Origin of the sequence: Bacillus sp. 005/A4HT-01/001 (assembly GCF_004634445.1) — a bacterium.
Classification (GTDB): domain Bacteria; phylum Bacillota; class Bacilli; order Bacillales; family Bacillaceae; genus Bacillus; species Bacillus altitudinis.
In genome coordinates this window covers 880,363-904,518 of the sequence record NZ_SEIZ01000001.1, presented here as the reverse complement: position 1 = coordinate 904,518, position 24,156 = coordinate 880,363, and the positions used below count along the sequence as shown (strand labels likewise).

Below are 24,156 nucleotides of genomic sequence, written 5' to 3'. Positions count from 1 at the left end.
TGCAAACAGGCTTCTTTTTTATAAGATGGAAACATGAGGAAATGTATGCGCTCACATGAATAGAGAAGGAGTGAAGTCAATTGGCTTTTGTCAGTTTAAGCAGTATGGATAAGATAAGGGCAGCAAGCAGAGGATTGCCGCCAAAACTGAAAGCAATTGCTGAGCACATTACAAGTGAGCCCCGCGACATCATCCATTTGTCGATTGTCGAGCTTGCCAAAAAGACAGCGAGCTCAGAGGCAACGATTTTTCGTCTTTGTAAAAGGCTTGGATTTGAGGGGTATCAAGATTTGAAGATTGCTATTGCCCAGGAAATAGACCAAACGAAGCCTGATTATGTAGATGAAGAGATGAGTCTTGACGATGATACTGCCGTTTTTATGCAAAAGGTATTTCAGGCAAACATCACTGCATTAAAGGATAGTTTTCAATTGTTGAATCCAGAAGATGTAGAAAAAGCCGTACAATTAATCCATGGGGCAGAGCGCTTAGAGTTTTATGGCAGTGGTGGGTCTGGCCTCATCGCCACAGATGCTTTCCACAAATTTATGAGAACAGGCATCAACTGTATTGTTCATACAGATTCTCACTTTCAAGCGATGTCGGCAGGTCTGCTTGATCAAAAGAGCACAGTGCTTGGTATATCTCATTCTGGTCGAAATAAGGATTTACTGGATGCGATGAAAACAGCCAAGCAAAAAGGAGCGAAAACCATTGGCATTACAAGCTATCAGCGTTCTCCATTGAGTCAGCTTGCAGATGTCACGCTGTATACATCAACGCAAGAAACGGCTTTCCGAACGGAAGCGATGTCTGCTAGGCTTGCTCAGCTTACTGTGATTGATGTGCTATATTTTGCGCTTGCACATTTAAGGCAGCAGGAAACATTAACAAACTTAAAGCAAATGAGAGAAACCATCTCTCAAAAAAGAGTGTAATGGTTTCAAAAATAAATTTTTCTATTAGTGAAAAATGCTGTTGTGGTAACGATTCTAAGGTTTTAAATGAAAATTATTTTCTTTTTGATCGTTGAATGTCGAAAAAAATATTCCTATAATGGGATTTATCAGGTACACCGGCACCACGACACTTTATTTCAAATCAATGATTGGGCGTGATACAGATGAAGGGAAACCAGGCGGTAATTGGTTTGGATATTGGAACAACAAGTACAAAGGCGGTTCTATTTGGACCACAGGGGAAAGTCATATCAAAACATTCTGTTCCTTATGACCTCATTCACCCCCAGCCAGCATGGGTTGAGCAGAACCCTGAACATATTTTAGATGCTGTGATTGCGAGTGTAAGAGGCGCCTTGACGAAAGCAGCATTTGATGCAAAAAACCTCATAGGTGTGGGAATTAGTACGGCGATGCATTCCTTAATCGTCATGGATGAGAATGGAAAAGCATTAACAAACAGTATCATTTGGGCTGATAACAGAAGTGCAGAACAAGCGAAACGAATCATAACGGACTTAGATGGCTTTCAAATTTATAAAAGAACCGGAACACCGATCCATCCAATGTCACCGCTTTCAAAAATACGATGGATCAAGGAAGTGACACCTGACGTCTTCAATCAGGCAGCAAAATTCATTTCCATCAAAGAGTATGTTCTTTATCATTTCTTCGGTCAGTATGTGGTCGATTATTCAATTGCATCAGCAACAGGACTGTTCCGATTGGAAACGCTTCAATGGGACGAGGAGGCCCTACGTATTGCAGGAATTCAGGTGAATCAGCTGTCTGAACTTGTTCCAACGACGCATCAGCTGCGTGGGCTTCAGCCAGAAATTGCGCTGCGAATGGGCATTGAAGAAGATACACCATTTGTTGTGGGTGCGAATGACGGTGTCCTAGCGAATCTTGGTGTAGGTGCGATTGGCAAAGGTGAGGTAGCAGTCACGATTGGGACAAGTGGTGCAGTACGTACAGTCGTAGATCAGCCGATTACAGATGAGCAATCAAGAACATTTTGCTATGCATTGACGGACAAGCACTGGGTAGTCGGAGGACCGACCAATAACGGCGGGATTATGCTGAGATGGCTGAAGGATGAATTTGGGTCGTCAGAGGTGGAGGTAGCGAAGCGTCTAGGTGTAGACCCTTACGATCTGATGATTGATATTGCAGAGAAGGTTCCAGCTGGCTCAGAAGGACTGCTGTTTCTACCATTTTTAACAGGTGAGCGTGCACCTTATTGGAATCCAAACGCAAGAGGCACGTTCTTCGGGATTGGTCTTCAGCATAAGCGCGAGCACTTTATTAGAGCCGTGTTAGAAGGCGTCATTATGAGTGTTTTCTCGATCGGTGTGGCACTAAGAGATTTAACAGGTCCAGCGAAGGATGTCCGGGCTTCTGGTGGATTTGCGAGATCCCCGCTATGGAGGCAGATTTTGGCGGATACGATGGGCAGAGAAGTGCTCGTTCCAGAAAGCTACGAGGCTTCCGCACTTGGGGCGGCTGTCCTTGCACTTCATAGTTTAGGTCATATGGAAGAGATAGAAGAAGTACAGGAATGGATTCGTATTTCTGCTCGCCATGAACCAAATATGGAGAACAACGAAACATACATAGAGCTATTTTATTTATATGAGCGTCTCTATGACAAACTGAAGGATGAATTTGATGTCATTAGTGCGTTGCAATTAAAACAAAATCGTTAAACATCGGGGAAAAGGTGGGAGAACATGCTTTTATTCATTGTGATTGCGGCGATTGTCCTTTTACTCATTCTCATTACAGTCGCTAAGTTGAATCCGTTTGTGAGTTTGATTATTACCTCTATGCTAGTAGGTTTTGCTACAGGAATGGATTTACAGGAAATCATTCAATCGATTAAAACGGGATTAGGGAACACGTTATCGTTACTGGCGATTGTGCTAGCGCTTGGGACCATGCTTGGGAAAATGATGGCTGAGTCAGGGGGCGCTGAGCGGATCGCTCAAACACTCATCAGTCGTTTTGGGACGAAGAATGTGCATTGGGCGATGATGTTTGTAGCCTTTATCGTGGGGATACCTGTCTTTTTCCAGGTCGGATTTGTTCTTCTCATTCCCTTACTCTTTACCATTGCGATTGAAACGGGCATTTCGCTCGTGACGATTGGGATTTCATTAATCGCAGGCTTGTCTGTTGTGCATGGGCTAGTCCCGCCTCATCCAGCTGCAATGGCAGCAGTAGGCATCTATCATGCCAACGTGGGGAAAACGATTTTCTTTTCAATCATCGTCGGTTTGCCAACAGCTATTATTGCTGGACCGTTGTATGGTAAGTGGATTGGAAAACGAATACATAAACCAGTTCCAGAGATGCTCAGAAAGCAATTCACGGAACGACATGCTGATCGGAAGCTTCCTGGTTTTGCGAATACGATGTTTACCATTTTGGTGCCGGTCATTCTTATGCTGCTTGCCACGTTGGCGGATATTATTTTGCCAGAGGATAGTATGTGGTATCAGATGTTCAAGTACATTGGAGATCCCATAACAGCTTTATTGATTGCAACAGTGTATTCTTTCTTTAGCCTTGGCTTTATACAAGGGATGAGCCGTGACCGAGTGCTGTCATTTAGTAATGAATGTTTGGGACCGATCGCTTCCATTCTGCTTGTGATTGGAGCAGGCGGAGCGTTCAATAATGTACTGATCGATTCAGGTGTTGGGGATTATATTGCTGATTTAGCCAAACACTCCCCAATCTCACCGATTTTACTTAGCTGGTTGATTGCTGCGGTTATTCGTGTGGCAACAGGATCTGCTACAGTATCCATGATGACAGCGGCCGGAATTGTAGCCCCAATCGCTGCATCCATGCCGGATGTGAGCAGAGAGCTGCTTGTTTTAGCAACAGGAGCGGGTTCACTGATTTTGTCTCATGTCAATGACTCTGGTTTTTGGCTGATCAAAGAGTATTTTGGTATGACCATCAAAGAGACGTTTTTGACATGGACGGCTATGGAGACCATCATTTCCGTTAGCGCCATTGCATTTATTATGATCATTAATATGTTTATATAACGGTACAACAGCTCAATTCTTCGGGATTGGGCTGTTTTTGGTTTGTTGTTATGCCGCTTTTGACAATTTAGGATAAAATAATGATATTGAGCTATGGGAGGCGGACACGATCGAACCTTTAAAACATGTATATAATAAACCATTTATTCAACATTTAGCAGAAAAACTTGCGCAAGCGTCAACTGTATTTGATGCTGATCACTTTCAGCAGCTTGTGTTTCAAGAGGATTGGGAGCAGCTCGAGTTGAAAGGACGAATGAGAAGAGTAACTGAATCGATGCACGCCTGTCTGCCTGAGGATTATGAGAAGGCAATCGATGTACTGCGTCAGACAGCACCGCATTTTACAGGGCTCAGTGCGCTTGTATTTCCAGACTACGTCGAGACATATGGTGTTGACCATTGGGATATCTCGATCAAAGCACTTGAATTCTTTACACCGTTTTCCACTGCTGAATTTGCCGTTCGACCTTTTCTCATTCGAGATCGAGAGAAAATGCTGGCGCAGATGCTTGTGTGGTCACAGGATCAAAATGAACATATTCGCCGTCTCGCTAGTGAAGGATGCAGGCCTCGTTTGCCGTGGGGATTATCCGTCCCTGCGCTGAAAAAGGACCCTTCTGTCACGCTGCCCATTTTAGAAAATTTGAAGTCAGATTCGGCCAAGTATGTGCAAAAAAGTGTAGCGAATCATTTAAATGATATTTCTGCAATTCAGCCCGATCTCATGAAGCAAATGGTCAAAAGCTGGTATGGAACCAATGAACATACAAACTGGATTGTCAAACATGCATCCCGTACGTTATTGAAAAAAGGCGATCCAGATATCATGGCTTTATTTGGCTATGGAGATGATCCGTCTATCCAAGTAACGGATTTGAAGGTGACGCAAGACCCCGTTCGTATTGGAGAGAAACTGACCTTTCATTTTATTCTTCAGGTTGATAAGCCATTAAAGCTGCGCGTAGAGTATGCCGTTGATTACGTGAAAGCTCGTGGTACACGCAATCAAAAGGTATTTAAAATCACAGAATTTGAAACAGGATCGGCGCTGCATAGAGAATTTGTCCGGTCACAGTCGTTTCAAAATATGACAACGAGAAAGCACTATGAGGGCATTCATACATTAACCATCATCATCAACGGCATCCCAAAAGCGTCTGTTGATTTCGAAGTCGCAGCAGCTGCTCATGAAAAAACCCGCCACTGAGGCGGGTTTCAGCGTGTAGACAAACCCTCGCATTCGGTGTCAGTCCTGCGCGCTGGTGCTCACGAATGTCAAATTCGCTCCGCGCCAGTACTCGTCCTTCCTAGACTGCAAAGGTTTTCTATCACGCTGAAAAGAAGACAAAGGGCTAAAATCAAGTTCATTTTATTGATACCCGCCACTGAGGCGGGTTTTTACTTGCGTTTCTAAGCTTTCTTTTTCATTAAAAATGAAGCAATGATGGCGGCTGCTAAGAAACCGATGCTGATAATCGAGCTAGGTAAGTTCTCTGGTCTGAATAGGAACAGAACAAAACTGACACTGAGTACAAGACCAGCAAATAAAGTGAAATACGGAAATAACCAAACTTTGAAATACGGTTCCTGCGGATATCTTGGACGCAGTTTCAAATGTGCCAGACAGATGCTGATCCAAATAAGAGAAACCGCAAAACCAGGGATAGCCAGCATATAGCTGAAAATTTGATCTGGATACAAGTAAGCAAAGAATGTTCCGATTAAAAGAAACAGAACGGTCACCCATAAACTTAAAATAGGTACACCTCTTTTGTTGACCTGTGCCAGCTTTTTTGGACCGCCGTCTGATTTAGATAGAGAATGAATCATTCTCGTCGTGCCGTAAATACCAGAGTTGGCGGCAGATAGAACGGCTGTAATTAAGACGAAATTAATGAAGTGAGAGGCACCCTGCATGCCAGCTGCTGAAAAGACTTGGACAAAAGGACTGTTATTCGGATCGATTTGATTCCAAGGAATGAGTCCGCAAATAATCAAAATCGGCAGTGTGTAAAACAAGATGATGCGCCACATCATACTTTTGACAACACCAGGTAGTACCTTTTCTGCATCCTTTGTTTCTGTAATGGTCAGCCCGATCAATTCAGAGCCTCCATACGAGAAGATCACCACTAATAATGAGGCAAAGACAGCACCCCATCCGTTCGGGACAAAGTTTTGGTAATTGGTGAGAACAGGCGTGCTTTGTTCACTCGGAATGATTCCAAATAATAATGCAGCACCGAGAATAATAAACACAATAATAACGAAAATCTTCATTCCAGCGAACCAAAACTCAATTTCACCAAAGTATTTTACATTATTTAAATTAATTCCGATGACTAAGAGCGAGCAAAGTAAACATAAAGACCATAAAGGTACGTTTGGCATCCAATATTGAAGTAAACTCCCCGCTGCAATGATTTCAATGACACATACAGTGAGCCACATAAAACAGTAAACCCATCCGACAACAAATGAAAAACGTTGACCAAGCGCAATCTGTATGAGGTCGCGAAGGTTATTCCCCGGGTAGACGATGGCCATTTCAGCTAAAGCCGCCATGACAATGAGAAGAAGCAATCCAGCAAATACATAGGAAAAGATAACTCCAGGACCTGCTAAGCCGATTGTATCGGCACTTCCTTTAAAGATTCCTGTACCAATGACCCCGCCCATCGCAATCATGCGAATATGACGCGGCGATAAAAGCTTTTTTAATTCGTGTTGTTCCTGATTCGCGCTCATGACGTTCTCCTTTTTTAAAATGCTTATGTTCCATTTTCTTTTTTCGAGCGGTCAGTGTCAATATAAAAAAAGAGATTTTTCAGACAAAATAGGCGGTTGATTCTATCAAATGAGCCGTTTTCTTCCATAAATCCTTTCCATGACCCATCCCCAAAATCTGAAACTTCGTGAAAAAATGAACATTTGCCTTCATTCTGACATAAACAATTTTCAGTTTTTGTCGATATATCTTTTGTATTACTAAAGTCCTAATAAAGAATTATTTATAACTGTAAAATATTTCAAAAAAGTATGGAAGAATGAAAGGAGTTATTGAAGATGTTTATGAGAAAAGCAAGTGATTCATCGTCGGGGGCCCTTCTTAGTGAAAGCAGTCAATTAGTTGAACGAATTGAGAAGGGAGATTTTTCAGCCAGAATTGATACTGCTGCATTCTCTTCTAGTCAAACAATAGAAGCAGTGGCTCAAATAAATGAAGCGTTGCAAAAGATGCAAGAAGCGCAAGAAGATATTCATATGCGTATGAATTTAGTGACAAAAGCGATTAAAGTGGGTCTATGGGATATGACGGTTGTAGCAGGAGATCCTGTGAATCCAAAAAACGAATTCACATGGACAGATGATTTCCGCAGAATGCTAGGTTTTCAAAATGAAAACGATTTTCCTAATGTCTTAGACAGCTGGGCATCTCGAATTCATCCAGATGAGCAGGAATACACCTTGAATGCATTCTCTACGCATTTATTGGATCATTCTGGCCGTACACCGTATGATATCGAGTATCGTCTGAAGTTGAAAAATGGCGAGTATCGCTGGTTCAAAGCAACTGGAACGACGATTCGAGATCGAAATGGGGTACCTCTTCGTGTGGCAGGGGCTCTTTTTGATATTCATGATCAGAAATTGAAAGAAGAAGAGCTGCAAGCATTCGTGACAAGATATGACTTGATCAACCGTGCGCTTGTGGAAGCTCCTTGGGATATGGTTGTAGAGGCTGGCGATCCTGTCAATCCAAACAATGAATTCTGGTGGTCTCCGCAGTTTAGAAAAACGCTTGGTTTTACAGATGAAAAGGATTTCCCGAACGTGTTGAGCAGCTGGAGTGATCGTTTGCATCCTGAAGATAAAGAGTCGGCTCTCCAAGCCTTTGCGGATCACTTAAATGACCATTCTGGCCGCACACCATTTGACATTGATTATAGATTGCAGAGTAAAAATGGCGAGTATCGCTGGTATCATGCGGGCGGTGAAACCATTCGTGATGAGAAGGGTGTCCCTTTACGTGTCGCAGGAACGATTCGTGATATTACGTTAGAAAAAAATAAAGAAAAAACAGCGAATGAAATGGCTTCTCAAGTAGAGCAGCTTTCAAGTTCTATTAGTGAAATGGTATCTGGCATCAGTTCTGTGACAAACCAAGCACAAGAGCTTGCTGTCGCTCAAGAGCAGTCAACGTCTGCTGCTAATCTGGCGAAAAACAGTGCAGATGAGACGAAGAACATTTCAGACTTAATCAAAGAAGTGGCAAACCAAACGAATCTGCTTGGTTTGAATGCCGCGATTGAAGCAGCAAGAGCAGGCGAGCAGGGACGCGGTTTCTCAGTCGTTGCCGATGAAGTGCGTAAGCTAGCGCTTCATAGTGCCAATGCGACAGAAAATATCGAATCTAGTTTAACTGAAATGAAAACACAAATCGATCAAATTCTTGAAAATATCTCCAATATGACAGCTCTTACGCAAACACAGGCTGCTTTAACAGAGCAAGTGAACGCTTCAGTTGATGAAGTGAATCATATGTCTCAGCGTCTGGTGGCATATTCAAAGAGTATCTAATGTCAAAAAACCGCCTTTTCATCAGAAGGCGGTTTTTTATTTAAGCATGATCTGCTGGGAAAACAATACCGGCGTCTTTCCTAGCGGCTTCAAGAACCTTCATGACAGAAAGACTGTCATCAAGCCATTCATAACACTTTTCGACATTTCCTGTTTCAATGATATGCTGAAATGCTTCCGCTTCATAAAACAGGCGGTTTGAATTGGTTTGTGCATTGAGTGAAGTGACTTGGTCTCCTATATGCAGCAACACTTCCTCACAGCCATTCGCACCATTTTTCACATGCAGGAACCCTTTTTCCCCTTGAATCAAAGCGAAATTCATACTGCTTGTATCTTTGCTGCCAACACTTGTGGCGATGAAATCATTGTAAGTAAAAGTTAATACACCAGATGTGTCGATGCCGTTTGGATGGCGGTTGGCCTGGTAACGAACGTCTTTCGGTGAACCAAATAGATTCATAATGAAATGAACATTGTAAATGTTAATATCCATGAGGGCACCGCCAGAAAACTCTGGGTTAAAGACATTCGGCGTTTCCCCGGCGAGCAGCTGATTATATTTACTTGAATATTGACTGTAGTTGCATTGAACGAGTTTGATTCTGCCTAATTGATGAAGGTGTTTTTTGATTAAATGATAGTTGGGCATATGAACGGTTGTAATGGCTTCAAATAGGAAGAGCTGCTTTTCCTTTGCGAGAGCGATTAAGGCTTCTAGCTCTTTCACATTAGAGGTAAAAGGCTTTTCGCAAATCACATGTTTTCCGTGTTTCAAAGCAGCCGTGGCATGCTCGCTATGTAAACGATTGGGTGATGCGATATATACCGCTTCTATGTGGGGATCTTCGAACATAGCGGTTAAATCCGTATAAGTCGTTTGCACCCCAAATTGATCTGCGAGTTTCTTTGCCGTGGCTTCCTTTCTTGAATAGACAGCGTGGCAAGAAGCACCTTCAAGCTGTTCAATTGCCTGGAGGAAACCTTCCACAATCACACCTGTTCCAATGGTTGCTATTCTCATTCTATTCATAACCCCTTCCATACGATTGATGTCACGTCAAGCTGTCTCTAGTATACCTGATGTTTTCATACAACGTGTACTTAACAGCTAGTCGCAGAGGGGTGCCAGTAAAAAATACCGGCACATCTTTGGCAGCCCTTACAATTAACTAATGTTAGCTAATGTTTGTTTCGTTAACAGTTGAATGGCCGCCTTCCTCTTTTTTAACTCTTGAATGGATTTTTGAATATCTTCTACTTTTTGTTCGAGCAGCTGTTCCGCTTCTGTTTTCGACTGTTTCTCGAATAGTGACGTGATAATTTCTCGAATTTCTTTGAGTGAGAAATCTAGCTTTCTTGCTTCAGTGATAAAGGATAGCATGAGTACATATTTTTTATCATATAAACGATAGCCGTTATGTGCTCTCTTAGGCTCGGGGAGCACACCCTCATTTTCATAAAAACGAATGGTTTCAATATGTACACCAGACATTTTTGACAATTTTCCTCTCGTAAATGTAATCATTCCCTGCACCTCCTTTCTTTGCTATCCATCATACAATTAGATTTGCTAGTTTCAAAATATTCTCCGATGAACATTTGTTCCTTTTCATACTGTTAAAATGACAGGTCTGTCCTATTCACAGCGGATTTCATAGAATAGGTTATAATAGATGAGGATGAAGTGATTTTTTGTTACAGATATGAACAAGTAGACAGTGTGAGAAAAAAACGATAGGCTAAAATAGGTACATAGTATGATGAACAGCATGTGATCATGTAGATGATCACTCAAAATAGTGACAGCACGTTTTGCTGAGAAAAGGGGAGCAGTGAATGTATAAATTAGTCGCAATTGATATGGATGGTACGTTATTAAATGATCAGCATATGGTGCCGGATGAGGTGTTTGAAGCCATTCAACAGGCGAAGGCAGAAGGCGTTAAAATTGTTTTATGTACAGGCCGGCCGATTGGCGGGGTGCATCGCTATTTAAAAGAGCTGCAGCTTGATCAAGAGGGGGATTATGTCATCGCCTATAATGGAGCGCTTGTACAAAACAGCCATACAAATGAAGTCGTATCAGAATTAACTTTATCCTATGATGATTTGACTTCTTTATATGAACTGAGCCGTCAGCTGGATACACCTATGCATTATTTCGATTCAGCTCATCTATACACACCAAATCGGGATATTAGTGAATACACGGTACTTGAATCGTACTTAACGAAATTGCCGCTTAAGTATTTACCTGTCGAAGAGGCAGACCCATCCATGAGACTTCCGAAGATGATGTATATTGATCAGCCAGAACGTTTGGGAAAGACGATACAAGCCATTCCATCTGAAGTGAAGGATCAGTACATGATGGTAAAAAGCACAGATTTCTTCCTAGAAATTCTTCATCCTGATGTGAGCAAAGGGAATGCCGTGAAGCTTCTAGCGCATGAACTGGGAATTTCTCGTGAAGAAGTGATGGCGATTGGTGACAATGGGAACGACGTGTCGATGCTGGAATTTGCAGGTTGTGGCGTTGCGATGGGAAATGCCATTGATGATGTCAAAGCAGTTGCGGATGTTGTGACAAAATCCAATAACGAAGCAGGAGTCGCACATATCTTGCATGAGCGAGTCATCGGAAAATAAAGAAAGAGCGGTCTACCAATGAGGTAGCCGCTTTTTTATATGTGTGAGAAAAAGTAAACAAGCATACGTCTGCTGTTCAAATTTGTTTTTTCGAGCATCGCCTTTACATGATCATGCACCGTATGAGGCGAGATAAATAACGTACTGGCAATTTCTTTTGTGGATTGTCCTTTTATTAAGCAGTCTAGGACGTTCATTTCTCTTTCTGTCAGCCGGTATGTTTTCGCTATATAAGGAAGAATGTCACTTGTTTGAGCTCGTTTAATATGAATCATGACAGCCTCTTCGTGCCCGGCTGCTTGTGCTAAACGAAATGCTTGAAGAGAGAGAAAACGCCCTGTCGGCATTCTGGTGATGTTGACCGCTGTTTGGTCACCGCCGCCATATAAAAGCTTAGCACCTAATGCTCTAAACGGACGGGGCATGACGGCACCGTCATGAATTTGTTCAAAGGTTTGGAAGGTGTGAAGCCAATGAAGTCCGGTTTCATTTCCATAAAGAAGATGGTAATCGTGTGAAAGAATGAGGAAGCCTTGGTGTTCCGCCGTTTCATCTTCTTCCGTTTCTCTTCTTTTAAAAAGTTCATCTCTCAGCTTGGCAGCTAGTGCTGGTGTTTGGCGACTAACCGCTTGTATATCTTGTTCATGAAAAGGTTCCTTCTCCTTTTTCCGATAAAGGCTGGCAATTCCCCAGCATTCACCTTGAATCACAAGGGCTGCCCGCAATTCATCTGCCCATCCGTTAGGTAACAAAATGTGCTGGTATCGACCACTATTGGTGTATTCTCCACTTTGGACGAGACTGGCAGCGTGGACAGGACCTTTCGCTAGATCTTCATGCTGGTGCACATCTTTTTTTAAATATTCATTTTGAAACAGCTCGTTATGTATGGCTTCAATCGGCTCATCTGTAAAAGAACCCGTCGAGAGGAGAGTAGCTGGATCAATGGTTGTGATACAGGCAGCATCAAAATCACAGATAGCAGCAAGTTCATCTCGAATGCTTTTTCTCAGCTGCTGAAAATGAGCGGCTGGATTGTTCATTTGATCTCCTCCTCAATATCCCCACTTTTAGGGATCGTTTTTTCTCATCTATCTTCTTACAATGAAGATAACATACCGTTAGTGTAAAGGAAACGAAGCAAAGCGGAAACTGGAGGAGAAGACATATGAGTGTAAATCAACATTGGCATGATCCTGTTGCTGAATCCTATGCGGCGACAATTGCACATAAAGTACCGGGCTATCATCTTTTGCATGAGCTGACAGTGGATAGAGTAGAAATCGAATTAATGGGAGCGGCTTCTCGCATGTTAACAGTCGGAGCAGGTGGGGGCGAAGAGATCATCAACATGCTTCAAAGAAATAAAGACTGGCATATCATAGGGGTTGATCCATCTCCAACCATGCTTGATATGGCCAAGCGCAGAGTGGCACAGCTTCATATGCAAGATCGCGTCACATGGTATGAGATGGCCTTAGACAAAGTGCCGGTTGAAAAGTCGTACGATGCAGCAGTAAGTTTGCTTGTCATTCATTTTGTAAAAGATCAGCTGCCCTTTTTACAGGAGATCGCCCGCCGGCTTCAGCCAGGGGCACCGCTCGTACTGGCGTTTATTCAAGGAGACCCAGAAACGCCTGCATTTCAGCAGGAGCTTCATATGCTTTCTCTATTCATGAAGCGTCAAGGCTTGGGAAAGGAAGTGTTTACGTCCTTCCGAGAAAGGCTGGGTGTCACAACATATCCCGTGTCTGAAGAAAAGATGACAGCACAATTAACCGAAGCAGGATTTCAAGACATCAGACCTTATTTTCAAGCTGGCATGATCAAAGGGATTGTTTGTAAAAGAGGCAATAGAAAGGCGGTTGGAAAATGAGGTCAAAAGTGATAGTGATAGGCGGCTATGGACATGTGGGGCAGCAAATATGTCTTCAATTAAGTGACGTGTATCCAGGGCAAGTCTTTGCGGCTGGCCGAAGTTATGAGAAGGCTGAACAATTTTCACGCCAAACGAATGGGCGTGTACGTCCATTTCAGATAGACGTAAGACAACCAGTGGATACGGACTGGATGGATGAAACGAAACTCGTGATCATGTGTCTTGATCAAGATGACACGTCATTTGCTGAAACATGCTTACGATCAGGCATTGATTATCTAGATATCTCGGCAAAAGGAGCCTATATTGAGAAGCTAGCAAAGGTCCATCAGCAGCAATTGAACGCAACGGCTGTGCTGAGCGTAGGTCTTGCACCTGGTCTCACCAATTTGCTTGCAGCGAAGGCGGCATCTATTCTGACCTCTGTGGAGCAAATTGATATTAGTATCATGCTTGGGTTAGGTGACCAGCATGGAAAAGCAGCTATTGAATGGACGCTTGATCATGTGCATACGGATTATGAGCTGACGAAGAATCATCAACGAAAGAAAGTCAAAAGTTTTACTGGAGGGAAACGCATTGATTTTGGCAAAACGCTTGGAAAGCGGCAAGCCTATCAGTTTCCTTTCTCTGACCAGCAAACATTGCCTTCGACGCTCCATGTGCCTTCTGTGACAACAAGGCTCTGTTTTGATTCTGGCATAGCGACACGTGCATTTGCTCTCACAAGGAAACTCGGAATGACGTCCCTTCTCACGATGCCGAAAATCAAGGAACGAGCCGTTTCACTGATTCAATCTGCTCAAATGGGTACAGATCAATATGCAGTGAAAGTGGAAGCGGTAGGAATGAAGGGTAACGAAATTCATCAAGCAGCGCTTGGAATAAAAGGTCGCGATGAGTCTCAAGCAACGGCTCAAGTCGCAAGTGCTGCGGCACTGCATGTATTGAGCAGGCAGTTTCAGGCAGGTGTCTTTCATATCGAAGAATTATTTTCATTAGCGTATGAGAATGGTGATTTTGCGTTGGTGGATCAAAAAACGAACGAAAAGCACGCATTAGCATTGAGAGCCAGCCCTTTAACGGCATAAAAGAAAACGACAAAAGATACGCATCAGCTCAAAAGTACAGGTCAGTCATGTGGGCGCTTTATTCATGATCCGAAAACAATAGCTTGCTCGCCATGTAAATGGCCGAGAGGTGGAAGAGATTTAATCAAGGATTGTAGTCGGAGCTGATATAATGGTTACATTGGGCAAATAAATCTCAAGTGGGTGTTTACAAGTGTTAGATACAGAACAAGATGTAGTGAAGAATTATATAGATTCACCCCAAAAATTGAAAAATTTATATAGACGAGTATTGTTCGTTGTCAGTCTATCGCAAATATTTGGAGGGGCTGGAATAGCTGCAGGAATTACGGTAGGTGCCATTTTAGCGCAACAAATGCTTGGAACTGAAGCCTATGCAGGAGTCCCAATCGCTTTATTTACTTTGGGGTCAGCTGGGTCAGCTTTCATTGTAGGAAAGCTTTCGCAACGTTATGGACGACGCATCGGTTTATCGACAGGTTTTGTTGCTGGAGGGCTCGGAGCAATTGGCGTTGTGCTGGCAGCTATGATGAATAGTGTCATTTTATTATTTGCATCGCTCTTCATTTACGGAGCAGGAACATCCACGAACTTACAAGCGCGTTATGCTGGGACGGACTTAGCGAATTCTAAACAGCGTGCAACTGCCATTAGTACAACAATGGTCATGACAACATTTGGAGCAGTAGCAGGTCCGAATTTAGTTGAAGTGATGGGTAAATTTGCAGTTTCCATTGGTGTTCCAGCACTTGCCGGTCCTTTTATTTTATCAGCAGCAGCATTTATTGTAGCTGGTCTTGTTCTTTTTATTCTGCTGCGTCCTGATCCATTAGACATTGCCCGAAGAATAGCAACTTACAAAGCAGAACATGGTCATGGAAATAAAGCAGATGCTGCTGATAAAAAAACAGATAAAAAAGGGCTTACAGTAGGTGCCACAGTGATGATCTTAACTCAAATTGTCATGGTGGCACTCATGACCATGACACCGGTGCATATGCAGCATCATGGTCATGGATTAGCCGAAGTGGGCATTGTGATTGGTTTTCACATAGGGGCCATGTATCTTCCTTCACCTATCACGGGTGTACTTGTAGATAAACTAGGACGAACAGCTATGAGCATAGCGTCGGGCATCACACTGTTACTTGCTGGTTTATTAGCAGCATTCGCACCAAGTGATTCAATGATTCTATTAATTATTGCTTTGTCTTTACTAGGATTGGGATGGAACTTTGGTTTAATTAGTGGTACTGCTCAAATAGTGGATGCTACAGAACCATCAACCCGGGCAAAAACCCAAGGAACACTCGATGTTTTTGTTGCGTTAGCAGGTGCTTCTGGCGGTGCCCTTTCAGGAATGGTCGTGGCGAACACGAGTTATGCTACATTATCTTTAAGCGGAGGAATTTTATCATTAATTCTCATCCCTGTCATCGTTTGGTCTTTTAAAAGTAAAACATAATGCAGCTCCGTGCTGATCCATCACAAAAAAGACATGCCTCCAATCATAGGAAAGCATGTCTTTTTTGAATCTCTCTTCACAGGATGCTAGTCTTCTTATGATGCCGAGGACACATCTCCTTTTTTCTTGATACTGGCTTTAATGAGCTCAGTCAATGTGTCAGAGCCTTTTGTGGAAAGATGAACACCATCTGGCTGAAAATAGGACGGCTGTCCGGTAGCGGCTGAATGCCAATCGACTAAGCTCACATTGTGATGTTGATTGGCCACACGCTCAATGACTGCATTCACATCATTTTCCCAAGATCTTGGAACGCGAGTGTTCACAAGAAAAATATGAGCCTTCGAGAAATGTTGAATGAATGAGGTCAAAGTCCCCTCTGTAAAATAACCATTTGTGCCAAGCTCAATAATAACAGCGGCATCAGCCTTGTTAAAAGAAGCATATTGAGGGGCGATGCGGATGGCTTCGTTCATTTGCCTTCCGACCCTTGCGTCAATGGTGATGGGTTCATAGGCCTTTTCTAAATTTGAAGCAATGTCTAACATGACGGAATCACCAATGGCAAGAACTTGGTGAAATTGTTTAGGATCCGCTGCTTTTTTCTCATGTTTGTCTTTCTTTTTCTTCACTTTTGATTCTGTCTGATCGCCTGCCTTTTGGGGTGCTGTCTTAATTTGTGTTACTTCCTTGGCATGTGGGGATGTATGAGACGAGCTAGACATGCCAATGGTAAATAAAATCAAAAGGACTGCGGCAATCCCAAGAAACACTTTATTGGACATAGACCATTGCTTGATTCCTGTTTTCCAAATCGACCAAGAGGCAAAATAGTGTCTAAACCCGAGTTTACGAATCGGCTGTTCGATCAAACGATAGGAAGCCTCTGATATGAGTAGAATTGCGATGAGCTGCAATGTGACACGTCCCATGGAAGGCTGTCCAATCTCAATGACCGGTGTGGTCAGCACGATAATTGGATAATGCCATAAGTAGATGCCATAAGACCGCTTTCCGAGCCAAACGAGTGGTTGAAAAGACAGCCATTTTCCAATAAGACTGGCAGGATGGCAGACACACGCAATTAAGATCGCTGCATTCAAACAGAATAAAAGCATACCGCCTTGGTAGAGAAAGCCGTCAAATTCGTCGACTGCATAAACACATAAGAGGAAAATGACCATCGAACCGAATCCGGCTATATGTAGTATACGTCTGCCGACAGGAAGTAATTTTCTGCTGGAAAGTCTGTGCATGGGCCAGACAAATGCAAGACTGCACCCGATGAGGAGTGCAAACGCACGTGTGTCTGTTCCATAATAGATCCTGCTCGGGTCAGTTTCCGGTGAATAGAGAATGGCCATCCATAACGCAGATACAAGTGCCAGACCAAAGGTGATCATAGGAAGATGGGATCTATTTTTCACCCATTTCAGTCCAGCAATCAACAGTACCGGCCAAATGAGATAAAATTGCTCTTCAATCGCCAAAGACCATAAATTTTTTAGTGGAGATACAGCATTGAAGCTGTCAAAGTAAGAGAGCTGATGAAAAATATACCACCAGTTACTCACATAAAAAAAGGACGATAAGGCATCGCCACGAATGGACATTAATGCATTTGAACCAGCAATGGCGCACCAGCTGACGATTAAAAAAATCATGACGTAGGCAGCTGGAAGCAGCCTTCTGATGCGGCCCATCCAAAAAGGCAGAAGCTCTTGATAGCCCAAATCCTGCTTATGCAGCAAGATGGTTGTAATCAAGTAACCAGAAATCACAAAAAACAAATCAACGCCAAGAAACCCGCCGCTTGCGGGTTCAATATGTAAGTGATAAGCAATGACCGCTAATACGGCAACAGCTCTCAGCCCATCTAATCCTAATATGTAACGTAAACGGTTTTCCTTGCTGTTCATGAAAAAGAATCCCCCATCAATGTCAAACGCGTCTTTTTTGTTGTCACTCCAAAAGAACAACGATTCTTTTATTTTATATAAGATTAGACGAATCAGCATTACATTTTGTTGGCGAATTTCTGTCTTTTTTAAAATTTTTTTATATGAAGAAATATTCTAATGCTTGAGGGATTCTTATTTTTATACTCAAACCGAAAATCCCTGTCATAATAAAAGAAGAAGGAAAGGGGATGTGTTGAATGAGAACGATTGAAAATGATCTGTTATTGGTTCAAATCAATGAGAGAGGTGCCGAGGTGAGAGAGGTGCTTCATCAAGAAAGTGGACGTCAATATATGTGGTCTGGTGACCCTGCTTATTGGGGCAGGGTGTCGCCCGTCTTATTTCCGATTGTCGGACGGTTGAAGGATGATCAATACAAGATAGACGATCAAACGTATCAACTCTCGCAGCATGGATTTTTGCGTGATGTTGATTTTGAACTATTTGAAGAAGGAAAAGATCAGGTGGTTTTTCAATATCAATCAAATGGCCGTCACACGTCACAATATCCGTATGAATTTACAGCGCGCATCAGTTATGCACTGTCGGAAAATGGACTAACGATTTCCTGGGAAATTGTTCATGAAGGAGATGGCACGATGTATTTCTCGATTGGTGGACATCCGGCATTTCATGTCCCGCTTGTTGAAGGCGAGCAGACAGCTGATTATTCACTCACATTGGCACCTTCCACCGAACATGATCCAGTCCAATATGAACTTCATGATTCACTTGTGAGAGAGAAGGAGAAAGGTGTTGAGTTTAAGCCGATTCAACTTCGCCCAGAACTTTTTCAGAACGATGCAATGATCTTTAGTCATATTCATCAAGTATCATTGATTTCTCAAGCAGGTCACGGCATTGAGGTCGATCTCAGTGGTTTTCCGTTCGTTGGTATTTGGTCTCCATATAATCAAGAAAAGGGAACAATGGCTCCTTTTGTTTGTATTGAGCCTTGGTATGGGATCGCTGATATGGAAGGGACGAATGGGCAGTATAAGGAGAAATTCGGCATTCAAACTTTAGAGAAGCAAGAGACCTTTCACGCAGCCTACACCATTTTCTTTAAATGAACATTTGTGCATGGTGAAGTGAACAATTTGTTATGATAGAGGAAAAAAGGAGGCGTACGAATGGATCGGGAGAAACAGCAATTAAGTATTGAAGCAGCAAGGCTCTATTACTTATCTGATTACAGTCAGCAGGAAATCGCCAAGCAGCTTGACCTGTCGAGGCCAACGGTGTCTCGTCTGCTTCAGTATGCGAAGGAAAAAGGGTACGTCCAAATTACAGTGATGGACCCATTTGAGGATTTAAATGAGCTGTCCTCATTGCTGAAAGAAAAATATGATCTGCTCGAGGCTCATGTGGTATTTTCACCAAAGGACGATTATCCAACGATTACTGATTACTTGAGCCGGTTTGGTGCAGATTATCTTCAGAATACGGTGAAAGACGGCGATATCGTTGGAGTGAGCTGGGGCACCACGATGTATCAAATTGCTCAAAAGATGCAACCTAAACAGGTAAAAGGGGTAGAAGTTGTTCAGCTGAAAGGTGGAATCAGCCATTCACATGTGAATACATATTCTGCGGAAACGATCCAGCTGTTTGCATCAGCTTTTCAAACGGCACCACGCTATTTGCCGCTGCCTGTTGTGTTCGATAGTGCCACCGTTAAAGAGATGGTCGAACAGGACAGACATATCCAGCGCATTATTGAAATGGGCAAACAGGCAAATATCGCTGTGTTTACTGTTGGGACGGTAAGAGATGAGGCGCTTTTGTTTAGACTCGGTTATTTCCGTGAAGAAGAAAAGGCGCTACTCAAGACATCCAGTGTTGGAGATATCTGTTCGCGTTTTTATGATCAAGAAGGACGCATTTGCAGTGAAGCGATTAACAATCGCACAATCGGTGTGGAGCTTGATGATTTGAGAACAAAAGAGCGCTCCATTCTTGTTGCTGGTGGACATCGAAAGGTTGCTTCTATCCACGGGGCGCTGAGAGGAAAATATGCGAACGTATTGATGATCGATCAGCACACAGCAAGAGCTCTTTTAAATGTCACAAAATAGATGAACAAAATTTCATAACTATGTTTACAATTGTTCAACAGTCATTTATGATGAAAGTATCATAATTAAAAGGAAGTGTGAACCATGACAATAGCAAAGCTCATTGATCATACAGCACTAAAACCAGATACATCTAAAGCTGCGATCATGCAGTTACTAGAAGAAGCAAAGACATATCAATTTGCTTCCGTTTGTGTGAACCCAACTTGGGTATCTCTTGCGGCGAAAGAACTAGAAGGAACAGGCGTTGATGTATGTACAGTTATCGGTTTCCCGTTAGGTGCAAACACAACAGCAGTGAAAGCATTTGAAACAAAGGATGCCATTGAAAACGGTGCAACTGAAGTGGACATGGTCATCAATATTGCGGCATTGAAAGATGGCGAATATGATGCAGTTGAACAAGATATTCGTGCCGTTGTAGACGCAGCAAAAGGCAAAGCCTTAGTGAAAGTCATCATTGAAACTTGTCTACTCACAGATGAAGAGAAAGTACGAGCTTGTGAACTTTCTGTAAAAGCTGGCGCTGATTTCGTCAAAACATCGACTGGATTTAGTACAGGCGGTGCAACAGCTGAGGACATCGCATTAATGCGTAAAACAGTTGGACCTGACATCGGTGTCAAAGCATCAGGCGGCGTGAGAACAAAAGAAGACGTAGAAGCGATGACAGCTGCAGGCGCAACCCGCATCGGTGCCAGTGCAGGCGTTTCCATAATTAAAGGGGATCAATCAGCTCCTTCTAAAGACTATTAATTCATACGATCCTATGGTAGGATAACATTCATGACTCATTAGATGATGAAAAAGTCATATGCGGAAGGATCTCATTTCTGGGATTTTCTTCCGCAATTTGTTTGCGAAATAGGGTTTGTTCTATACAAGCACATTAATGTAAACGAATTCATTCAAGGAGGAAAAACATGAAATACGTCATTGGTATTATCGGTTTGCTGGTGATTCTCGCCATTGCATGGCTGGCAAGTAACGGGAAAAAGCGAGTGAAATTCCGTCCAGTCATTGTCATGATTGTACTGCAATTTATTTTAGGTTATATTCTGCTCAATACAGGTGTTGGGAACTTCCTAGTCGGTGGCTTTGCAAAAGGATTCCAAATGCTTCTAGGCTATGCTGGTGAAGGGATCAACTTCGTATTTGGCGGTTTAATGAATGATAATGCGTCAACTTTCTTTATCAATGTCTTGCTGCCGATCGTCTTCATTTCTGCCTTGATTGGTATCCTGCAGCATTGGCGTATCCTTCCGCTGATCGTACGCGGAATTGGGTATTTGCTTAGTAAAGTCAATGGAATGGGGAAACTAGAATCTTACAACGCCGTAGCGTCAGCGATTTTAGGTCAATCCGAAGTGTTCATTTCCATTAAGAAACAGCTTGGATTATTACCTCAACAGCGTCTTTATACATTGTGTGCATCTGCGATGTCGACTGTATCAATGTCCATTGTCGGTGCGTATATGCAAATGATTAAACCGGAGTACGTTGTTACAGCACTTGTGCTGAACCTATTTGGTGGATTTATTATTGCGTCTATCATCAATCCATATGAAGTGTCTAAAGACGAAGACATGCTTGAAGTCGTAGAAGAGGAAAGACAATCTTTCTTCGAAATGCTCGGCGAATACATTATGGATGGTTTCAAAGTAGCCATTGTTGTGGCTGCGATGTTGATTGGATTCGTTGCATTAATTGCGATGATTAATGGCATTTTCACAGCTGCCATCGGTGTTTCTTTCCAAGATGTACTTGGATATGTGTTTGCACCATTTGCGTTTATTGTTGGTGTACCATGGAGCGAAGCAGTACAAGCAGGAAGTATTATGGCGACCAAGATGGTGTCTAACGAATTTGTGGCGATGCAAATTCTTTCTGGCGATGCCTTCCATTTCACTGCTCGTACAGAAGCGATCATTTCTGTATTCCTTGTGTCATTTGCGAACTTCTCGTCTATCGGTATCATTGCTGGAGCCGTTAAGGGCTTGAATGAAAAACAAGGAAACGTTGTCGCACGCTTTGGATTAAAGCTGTTATTCGGTGCAACACTTGTCAGCTTCTTAACAGCAGGCGTTGTCGGTTTGATTTACTAAACTAAAGAAGGAATGGTGAAAACAATGAGAATGGTAGATATCATTGCGAAAAAACGTGACGGAAAAGAATTATCTTCAGAGGAAATTTCTTTCTTTGTCAAAGGTTATACGGACGGAACAATTCCTGACTACCAAGCAAGTGCCTTGGCGATGGCGATTTTCTTCCAAGATATGACGGATCAAGAACGTGCAGATTTAACACTTGCTATGGCAAACTCAGGGGACACAATTGACCTGTCTGCTATCGACGGTATTAAAGTAGACAAGCATTCAACAGGCGGTGTAGGCGATACAACAACGCTTGTACTCGCTCCTCTTGTTGCAGCACTTGATGTACCTGTTGCAAAAATGTCTGGGCGTGGTCTTGGACATACGGGTGGAACAGTCGACAAGCTAGAGGCAGTCAAAGGCTTCCACGTTGAAATTACAAAAGACGAGTTCATCGAGCTGGTGAACCGTCATAAAGTAGCGGTCATTGGACAATCAGGCAACCTGACACCTGCTGATAAAAAACTGTATGCCCTTCGTGATGTGACAGGAACTGTTAACTCAATTCCGCTCATTGCAAGCTCTATTATGAGTAAGAAAATCGCTGCTGGCGCAGATGCAATCGTATTAGATGTGAAAACAGGTGCAGGTGCTTTCATGAAAACACCTGAAGACTCTGAGAAGCTTGCAAAAGCAATGGTTCGTATCGGAAATAATGTTGGCAGACAAACGATGGCTGTGATCTCAGACATGTCTCAGCCGTTAGGATTAGCGATTGGAAATTCCCTTGAAGTGAAAGAGGCGATTGACACGCTTAAAGGCGAAGGCCCTGAAGACTTAAACGAGCTTGTGCTCACATTAGGAAGTCAAATGGTCGTTCTTGCGAAAAAAGCAGAGACACTTGATGAAGCAAGAGAAAAGCTAATTGAAGTCATGAAAAACGGCAAAGCGCTTGAGAAATTCAAGGAATTTTTAGAAAACCAAGGTGGAGACGGCTCGATTGTAGATCAACCGGAAAAACTGCCGCAAGCACCTTATCAAATCGAAGTGCCGGCAAAAGAATCAGGTGTGATCGCTGAAATCGTCGCAGACGAAATCGGTGTTGCAGCGATGATTCTTGGAGCAGGACGTGCAACAAAAGAAGACGAAATCGACCTATCTGTTGGCATTATGCTCAACAAAAAAGTAGGCGATCGTATAGAAAAAGGTGAATCTCTCGTGACGCTGCATGCAAACCGTGAAGATGTTGCGAATGTCATGGAGAAAATTTATGACAACATCCGCATTGATGACCATGCCGATGCTCCGACTTTGATTCATACAGTGATTACTGAATAAAGAGAAAAAGACAAAAGTGATGAATCGCTTTTGTCTTTTTTATGTAAATTTTAGGTAGCGCTTCTTCTAGATATGATAAGTTAGATGAGTGGGAGGGGATAAACCATGAGAATGCTCAAACTCATTCTCTTTATTTTTGTTGTCTTGATGATCATTGGATTTATCAGCTACTATGTGGGACCAACAACAACACCAAGTTCTTAAGACGAGCAAAAGCTCGTCCCAGCGTGAAGACAAACCCTCGCATTCGTTGTCAGTCCTGCGCGCTGGTGCTCACGAATGTCAAATTCGCTCCGCTCCATTGCTCGTCCTTCCTAGACTGCAAAGGTTTTCTTTCACGCTGAAAAGAAGACAAAGGGCTAAAATAAACTACATTTTAGCCCTTTGTCTACGGTCTGAGACGAGCAAAAGCTCGTCTTTTTTAATTGAAATAAAAAATTTCACTTTATGAAACAAACCTCTTGCAATCATGAAACAATGGGTGTATATTAGTTGACGAGTCAATGATTGATATATCAACTAATTGATCTGAATAGAAAAGAGGGGATGGCGTTGACTGCATTTTGCTCTGAAGAAGCAGAGGTATTATATCGTTTGCAGTGCGTGAACCGTATGATGGGTGTGAAGTTCGAAGCATGCACGGGCATCAGCCAATCAAGACTGGAGTTGCTATCACTGTTATTCCAAGCCGACGAAATCAGCCAATCAGATTTGCAGAAAAAAGTAAATATTGATAGTGCGGCTGTGACGCGTCACTTAAAACAGTTAGAAACAAAAGGAATGGTCACGCGCAGAAGAAAGCCGGAAGATAATCGAGTCACGCTTGTTCGTCTGACAGATGAAGGCAGAACAAGAATCGAAGCTTCTAAAAAAGAAAAAGAACGATTTATCTCAGAAATGCTTGAAAACGTAAGTGATGAAGAACGAAAGCTTCTCACTGATGTGCTCATCCGTATACAACAAAACATCGAAAAGATTCAAACAACCTAAAGGA

General features: G+C 42.7%; 20 protein-coding genes. 15 read left to right on the top strand and 5 right to left on the bottom strand.

Features of this window, described 5'->3' with window-relative positions:
* Positions 1-104 precede the first annotated feature (104 nt).
* From ES896_RS04780 to ES896_RS04765, 4 genes are all read left to right on the top strand, one after another.
* Positions 105-938: a MurR/RpiR family transcriptional regulator gene (locus tag ES896_RS04780; protein WP_035704036.1), complete on the top strand. Its 834-nt coding sequence runs from the start codon at positions 105-107 to the stop codon at positions 936-938.
* Positions 939-1,123: 185 nt separating this feature from the next.
* Positions 1,124-2,668, top strand: a complete 1,545-nt coding sequence (gene gntK / locus ES896_RS04775; protein WP_057078852.1) for a gluconokinase — start codon at positions 1,124-1,126, stop codon at positions 2,666-2,668.
* Between the two features lie 24 nt (positions 2,669-2,692).
* Positions 2,693-4,021 carry a GntP family permease gene (locus ES896_RS04770; RefSeq protein WP_048002495.1) on the top strand — a complete coding sequence of 443 codons (1,329 nt, stop codon included), beginning with the start codon at positions 2,693-2,695 and terminating at the stop codon, positions 4,019-4,021.
* Positions 4,022-4,130: 109 nt separating this feature from the next.
* A complete protein-coding gene (locus tag ES896_RS04765; RefSeq protein WP_057078854.1) occupies positions 4,131-5,231 on the top strand; it encodes a DNA alkylation repair protein in 1,101 nt (366 codons plus the stop codon).
* Positions 5,232-5,434: 203 nt separating this feature from the next.
* On the opposite strand, the gene ES896_RS04760 is transcribed toward ES896_RS04765, so the two are convergent.
* Positions 5,435-6,772 (bottom strand): amino acid permease, encoded by a 1,338-nt coding sequence (locus tag ES896_RS04760; protein ID WP_007498042.1) that lies wholly within the window; start codon positions 6,770-6,772, stop codon positions 5,435-5,437.
* Positions 6,773-7,090: 318 nt separating this feature from the next.
* On the opposite strand from ES896_RS04760, the gene ES896_RS04755 reads away from it, so the two are divergent.
* A complete protein-coding gene (locus ES896_RS04755; protein WP_008347318.1) occupies positions 7,091-8,605 on the top strand; it encodes a methyl-accepting chemotaxis protein in 1,515 nt (504 codons plus the stop codon).
* Between the two features lie 40 nt (positions 8,606-8,645).
* On the opposite strand, the gene ES896_RS04750 is transcribed toward ES896_RS04755, so the two are convergent.
* Entirely contained in the window at positions 8,646-9,629 is a 984-nt protein-coding gene (locus tag ES896_RS04750) for a Gfo/Idh/MocA family protein (RefSeq protein WP_125589265.1), read from the bottom strand.
* 144 nt (positions 9,630-9,773) lie between these two features.
* Positions 9,774-10,133, bottom strand: a complete 360-nt coding sequence (locus ES896_RS04745; RefSeq protein ID WP_007498034.1) for a MerR family transcriptional regulator — start codon at positions 10,131-10,133, stop codon at positions 9,774-9,776.
* 311 nt (positions 10,134-10,444) lie between these two features.
* Between ES896_RS04745 and yidA the strand changes: the two genes are divergently transcribed.
* Positions 10,445-11,257 (top strand): sugar-phosphatase, encoded by an 813-nt coding sequence (gene yidA, locus ES896_RS04740; protein ID WP_135226485.1) that lies wholly within the window; start codon positions 10,445-10,447, stop codon positions 11,255-11,257.
* A 35-nt stretch (positions 11,258-11,292) separates the two neighbouring features.
* Here yidA and ES896_RS04735 read toward each other — a convergent pair whose 3' ends face one another.
* Positions 11,293-12,300 (bottom strand): helix-turn-helix transcriptional regulator, encoded by a 1,008-nt coding sequence (locus ES896_RS04735; RefSeq protein ID WP_135226484.1) that lies wholly within the window; start codon positions 12,298-12,300, stop codon positions 11,293-11,295.
* A gap of 125 nt (positions 12,301-12,425) precedes the next feature.
* Between ES896_RS04735 and ES896_RS04730 the strand changes: the two genes are divergently transcribed.
* The 3 genes from ES896_RS04730 (at position 12,426) to ES896_RS04720 (ending at position 15,692) form a co-directional block, all read left to right on the top strand.
* On the top strand, positions 12,426-13,133 hold the full coding sequence (locus ES896_RS04730; protein ID WP_135226483.1) for a class I SAM-dependent methyltransferase: 708 nt from the start codon (positions 12,426-12,428) through the stop codon (positions 13,131-13,133).
* Positions 13,130-14,227: a saccharopine dehydrogenase family protein gene (locus ES896_RS04725; RefSeq protein ID WP_135226482.1), complete on the top strand. Its 1,098-nt coding sequence runs from the start codon at positions 13,130-13,132 to the stop codon at positions 14,225-14,227. Before ES896_RS04730 ends, ES896_RS04725 begins: the two co-directional genes overlap by 4 nt.
* 193 nt (positions 14,228-14,420) lie before the next feature.
* Entirely contained in the window at positions 14,421-15,692 is a 1,272-nt protein-coding gene (locus ES896_RS04720; protein WP_135226481.1) for an MFS transporter, read from the top strand.
* A 95-nt stretch (positions 15,693-15,787) separates the two neighbouring features.
* Here ES896_RS04720 and ES896_RS04715 read toward each other — a convergent pair whose 3' ends face one another.
* A complete protein-coding gene (locus tag ES896_RS04715; RefSeq protein WP_135226480.1) occupies positions 15,788-17,611 on the bottom strand; it encodes an acyltransferase family protein in 1,824 nt (607 codons plus the stop codon).
* Positions 17,612-17,850: 239 nt separating this feature from the next.
* Here ES896_RS04715 and ES896_RS04710 point away from each other — a divergent pair, with 239 nt between their 5' ends.
* From ES896_RS04710 to ES896_RS04685, 6 genes are all read left to right on the top strand, one after another.
* Entirely contained in the window at positions 17,851-18,726 is an 876-nt protein-coding gene (locus ES896_RS04710) for an aldose 1-epimerase family protein (RefSeq protein WP_135226479.1), read from the top strand.
* A gap of 60 nt (positions 18,727-18,786) precedes the next feature.
* A complete protein-coding gene (locus tag ES896_RS04705; protein ID WP_008345726.1) occupies positions 18,787-19,731 on the top strand; it encodes a sugar-binding transcriptional regulator in 945 nt (314 codons plus the stop codon).
* A gap of 84 nt (positions 19,732-19,815) precedes the next feature.
* Complete coding sequence (gene deoC, locus ES896_RS04700) at positions 19,816-20,487, top strand: deoxyribose-phosphate aldolase (RefSeq protein ID WP_007498018.1); 672 nt, start codon at positions 19,816-19,818, stop codon at positions 20,485-20,487.
* Between the two features lie 167 nt (positions 20,488-20,654).
* Positions 20,655-21,836: a NupC/NupG family nucleoside CNT transporter gene (locus tag ES896_RS04695; protein WP_019743592.1), complete on the top strand. Its 1,182-nt coding sequence runs from the start codon at positions 20,655-20,657 to the stop codon at positions 21,834-21,836.
* 24 nt (positions 21,837-21,860) lie between these two features.
* Positions 21,861-23,162 carry a pyrimidine-nucleoside phosphorylase gene (locus tag ES896_RS04690; protein ID WP_050827650.1) on the top strand — a complete coding sequence of 434 codons (1,302 nt, stop codon included), beginning with the start codon at positions 21,861-21,863 and terminating at the stop codon, positions 23,160-23,162.
* A 546-nt stretch (positions 23,163-23,708) separates the two neighbouring features.
* Entirely contained in the window at positions 23,709-24,152 is a 444-nt protein-coding gene (locus ES896_RS04685) for a MarR family winged helix-turn-helix transcriptional regulator (RefSeq protein ID WP_045033720.1), read from the top strand.
* Positions 24,153-24,156: the final 4 nt, after the last annotated feature.

What these genes read in the sequence shown, in the direction of transcription:
- ES896_RS04725 (WP_135226482.1), top strand. Translation starts at nt 13,130, where the DNA reads ATGAGGTCAAAAGTGATAGTGATAGGCGGCTATGGACATGTGGGGCAG.
- deoC (WP_007498018.1), top strand. Translation starts at nt 19,816, where the DNA reads ATGACAATAGCAAAGCTCATTGATCATACAGCACTAAAACCAGATACA.
- ES896_RS04750 (WP_125589265.1), bottom strand. Translation starts at nt 9,629, where the DNA reads ATGAGAATAGCAACCATTGGAACAGGTGTGATTGTGGAAGGTTTCCTC.
- ES896_RS04780 (WP_035704036.1), top strand. Translation starts at nt 105, where the DNA reads ATGGATAAGATAAGGGCAGCAAGCAGAGGATTGCCGCCAAAACTGAAA.
- gntK (WP_057078852.1), top strand. Translation starts at nt 1,124, where the DNA reads ATGAAGGGAAACCAGGCGGTAATTGGTTTGGATATTGGAACAACAAGT.
- ES896_RS04685 (WP_045033720.1), top strand. Translation starts at nt 23,709, where the DNA reads ATGGCGTTGACTGCATTTTGCTCTGAAGAAGCAGAGGTATTATATCGT.
- ES896_RS04735 (WP_135226484.1), bottom strand. Translation starts at nt 12,300, where the DNA reads ATGAACAATCCAGCCGCTCATTTTCAGCAGCTGAGAAAAAGCATTCGA.
- ES896_RS04695 (WP_019743592.1), top strand. Translation starts at nt 20,655, where the DNA reads ATGAAATACGTCATTGGTATTATCGGTTTGCTGGTGATTCTCGCCATT.
- ES896_RS04715 (WP_135226480.1), bottom strand. Translation starts at nt 17,611, where the DNA reads ATGAACAGCAAGGAAAACCGTTTACGTTACATATTAGGATTAGATGGG.
- ES896_RS04730 (WP_135226483.1), top strand. Translation starts at nt 12,426, where the DNA reads ATGAGTGTAAATCAACATTGGCATGATCCTGTTGCTGAATCCTATGCG.
- ES896_RS04710 (WP_135226479.1), top strand. Translation starts at nt 17,851, where the DNA reads ATGAGAACGATTGAAAATGATCTGTTATTGGTTCAAATCAATGAGAGA.
- ES896_RS04690 (WP_050827650.1), top strand. Translation starts at nt 21,861, where the DNA reads ATGAGAATGGTAGATATCATTGCGAAAAAACGTGACGGAAAAGAATTA.
- ES896_RS04760 (WP_007498042.1), bottom strand. Translation starts at nt 6,772, where the DNA reads ATGAGCGCGAATCAGGAACAACACGAATTAAAAAAGCTTTTATCGCCG.
- ES896_RS04745 (WP_007498034.1), bottom strand. Translation starts at nt 10,133, where the DNA reads ATGATTACATTTACGAGAGGAAAATTGTCAAAAATGTCTGGTGTACAT.
- ES896_RS04755 (WP_008347318.1), top strand. Translation starts at nt 7,091, where the DNA reads ATGTTTATGAGAAAAGCAAGTGATTCATCGTCGGGGGCCCTTCTTAGT.
- yidA (WP_135226485.1), top strand. Translation starts at nt 10,445, where the DNA reads ATGTATAAATTAGTCGCAATTGATATGGATGGTACGTTATTAAATGAT.
- ES896_RS04705 (WP_008345726.1), top strand. Translation starts at nt 18,787, where the DNA reads ATGGATCGGGAGAAACAGCAATTAAGTATTGAAGCAGCAAGGCTCTAT.
- ES896_RS04770 (WP_048002495.1), top strand. Translation starts at nt 2,693, where the DNA reads ATGCTTTTATTCATTGTGATTGCGGCGATTGTCCTTTTACTCATTCTC.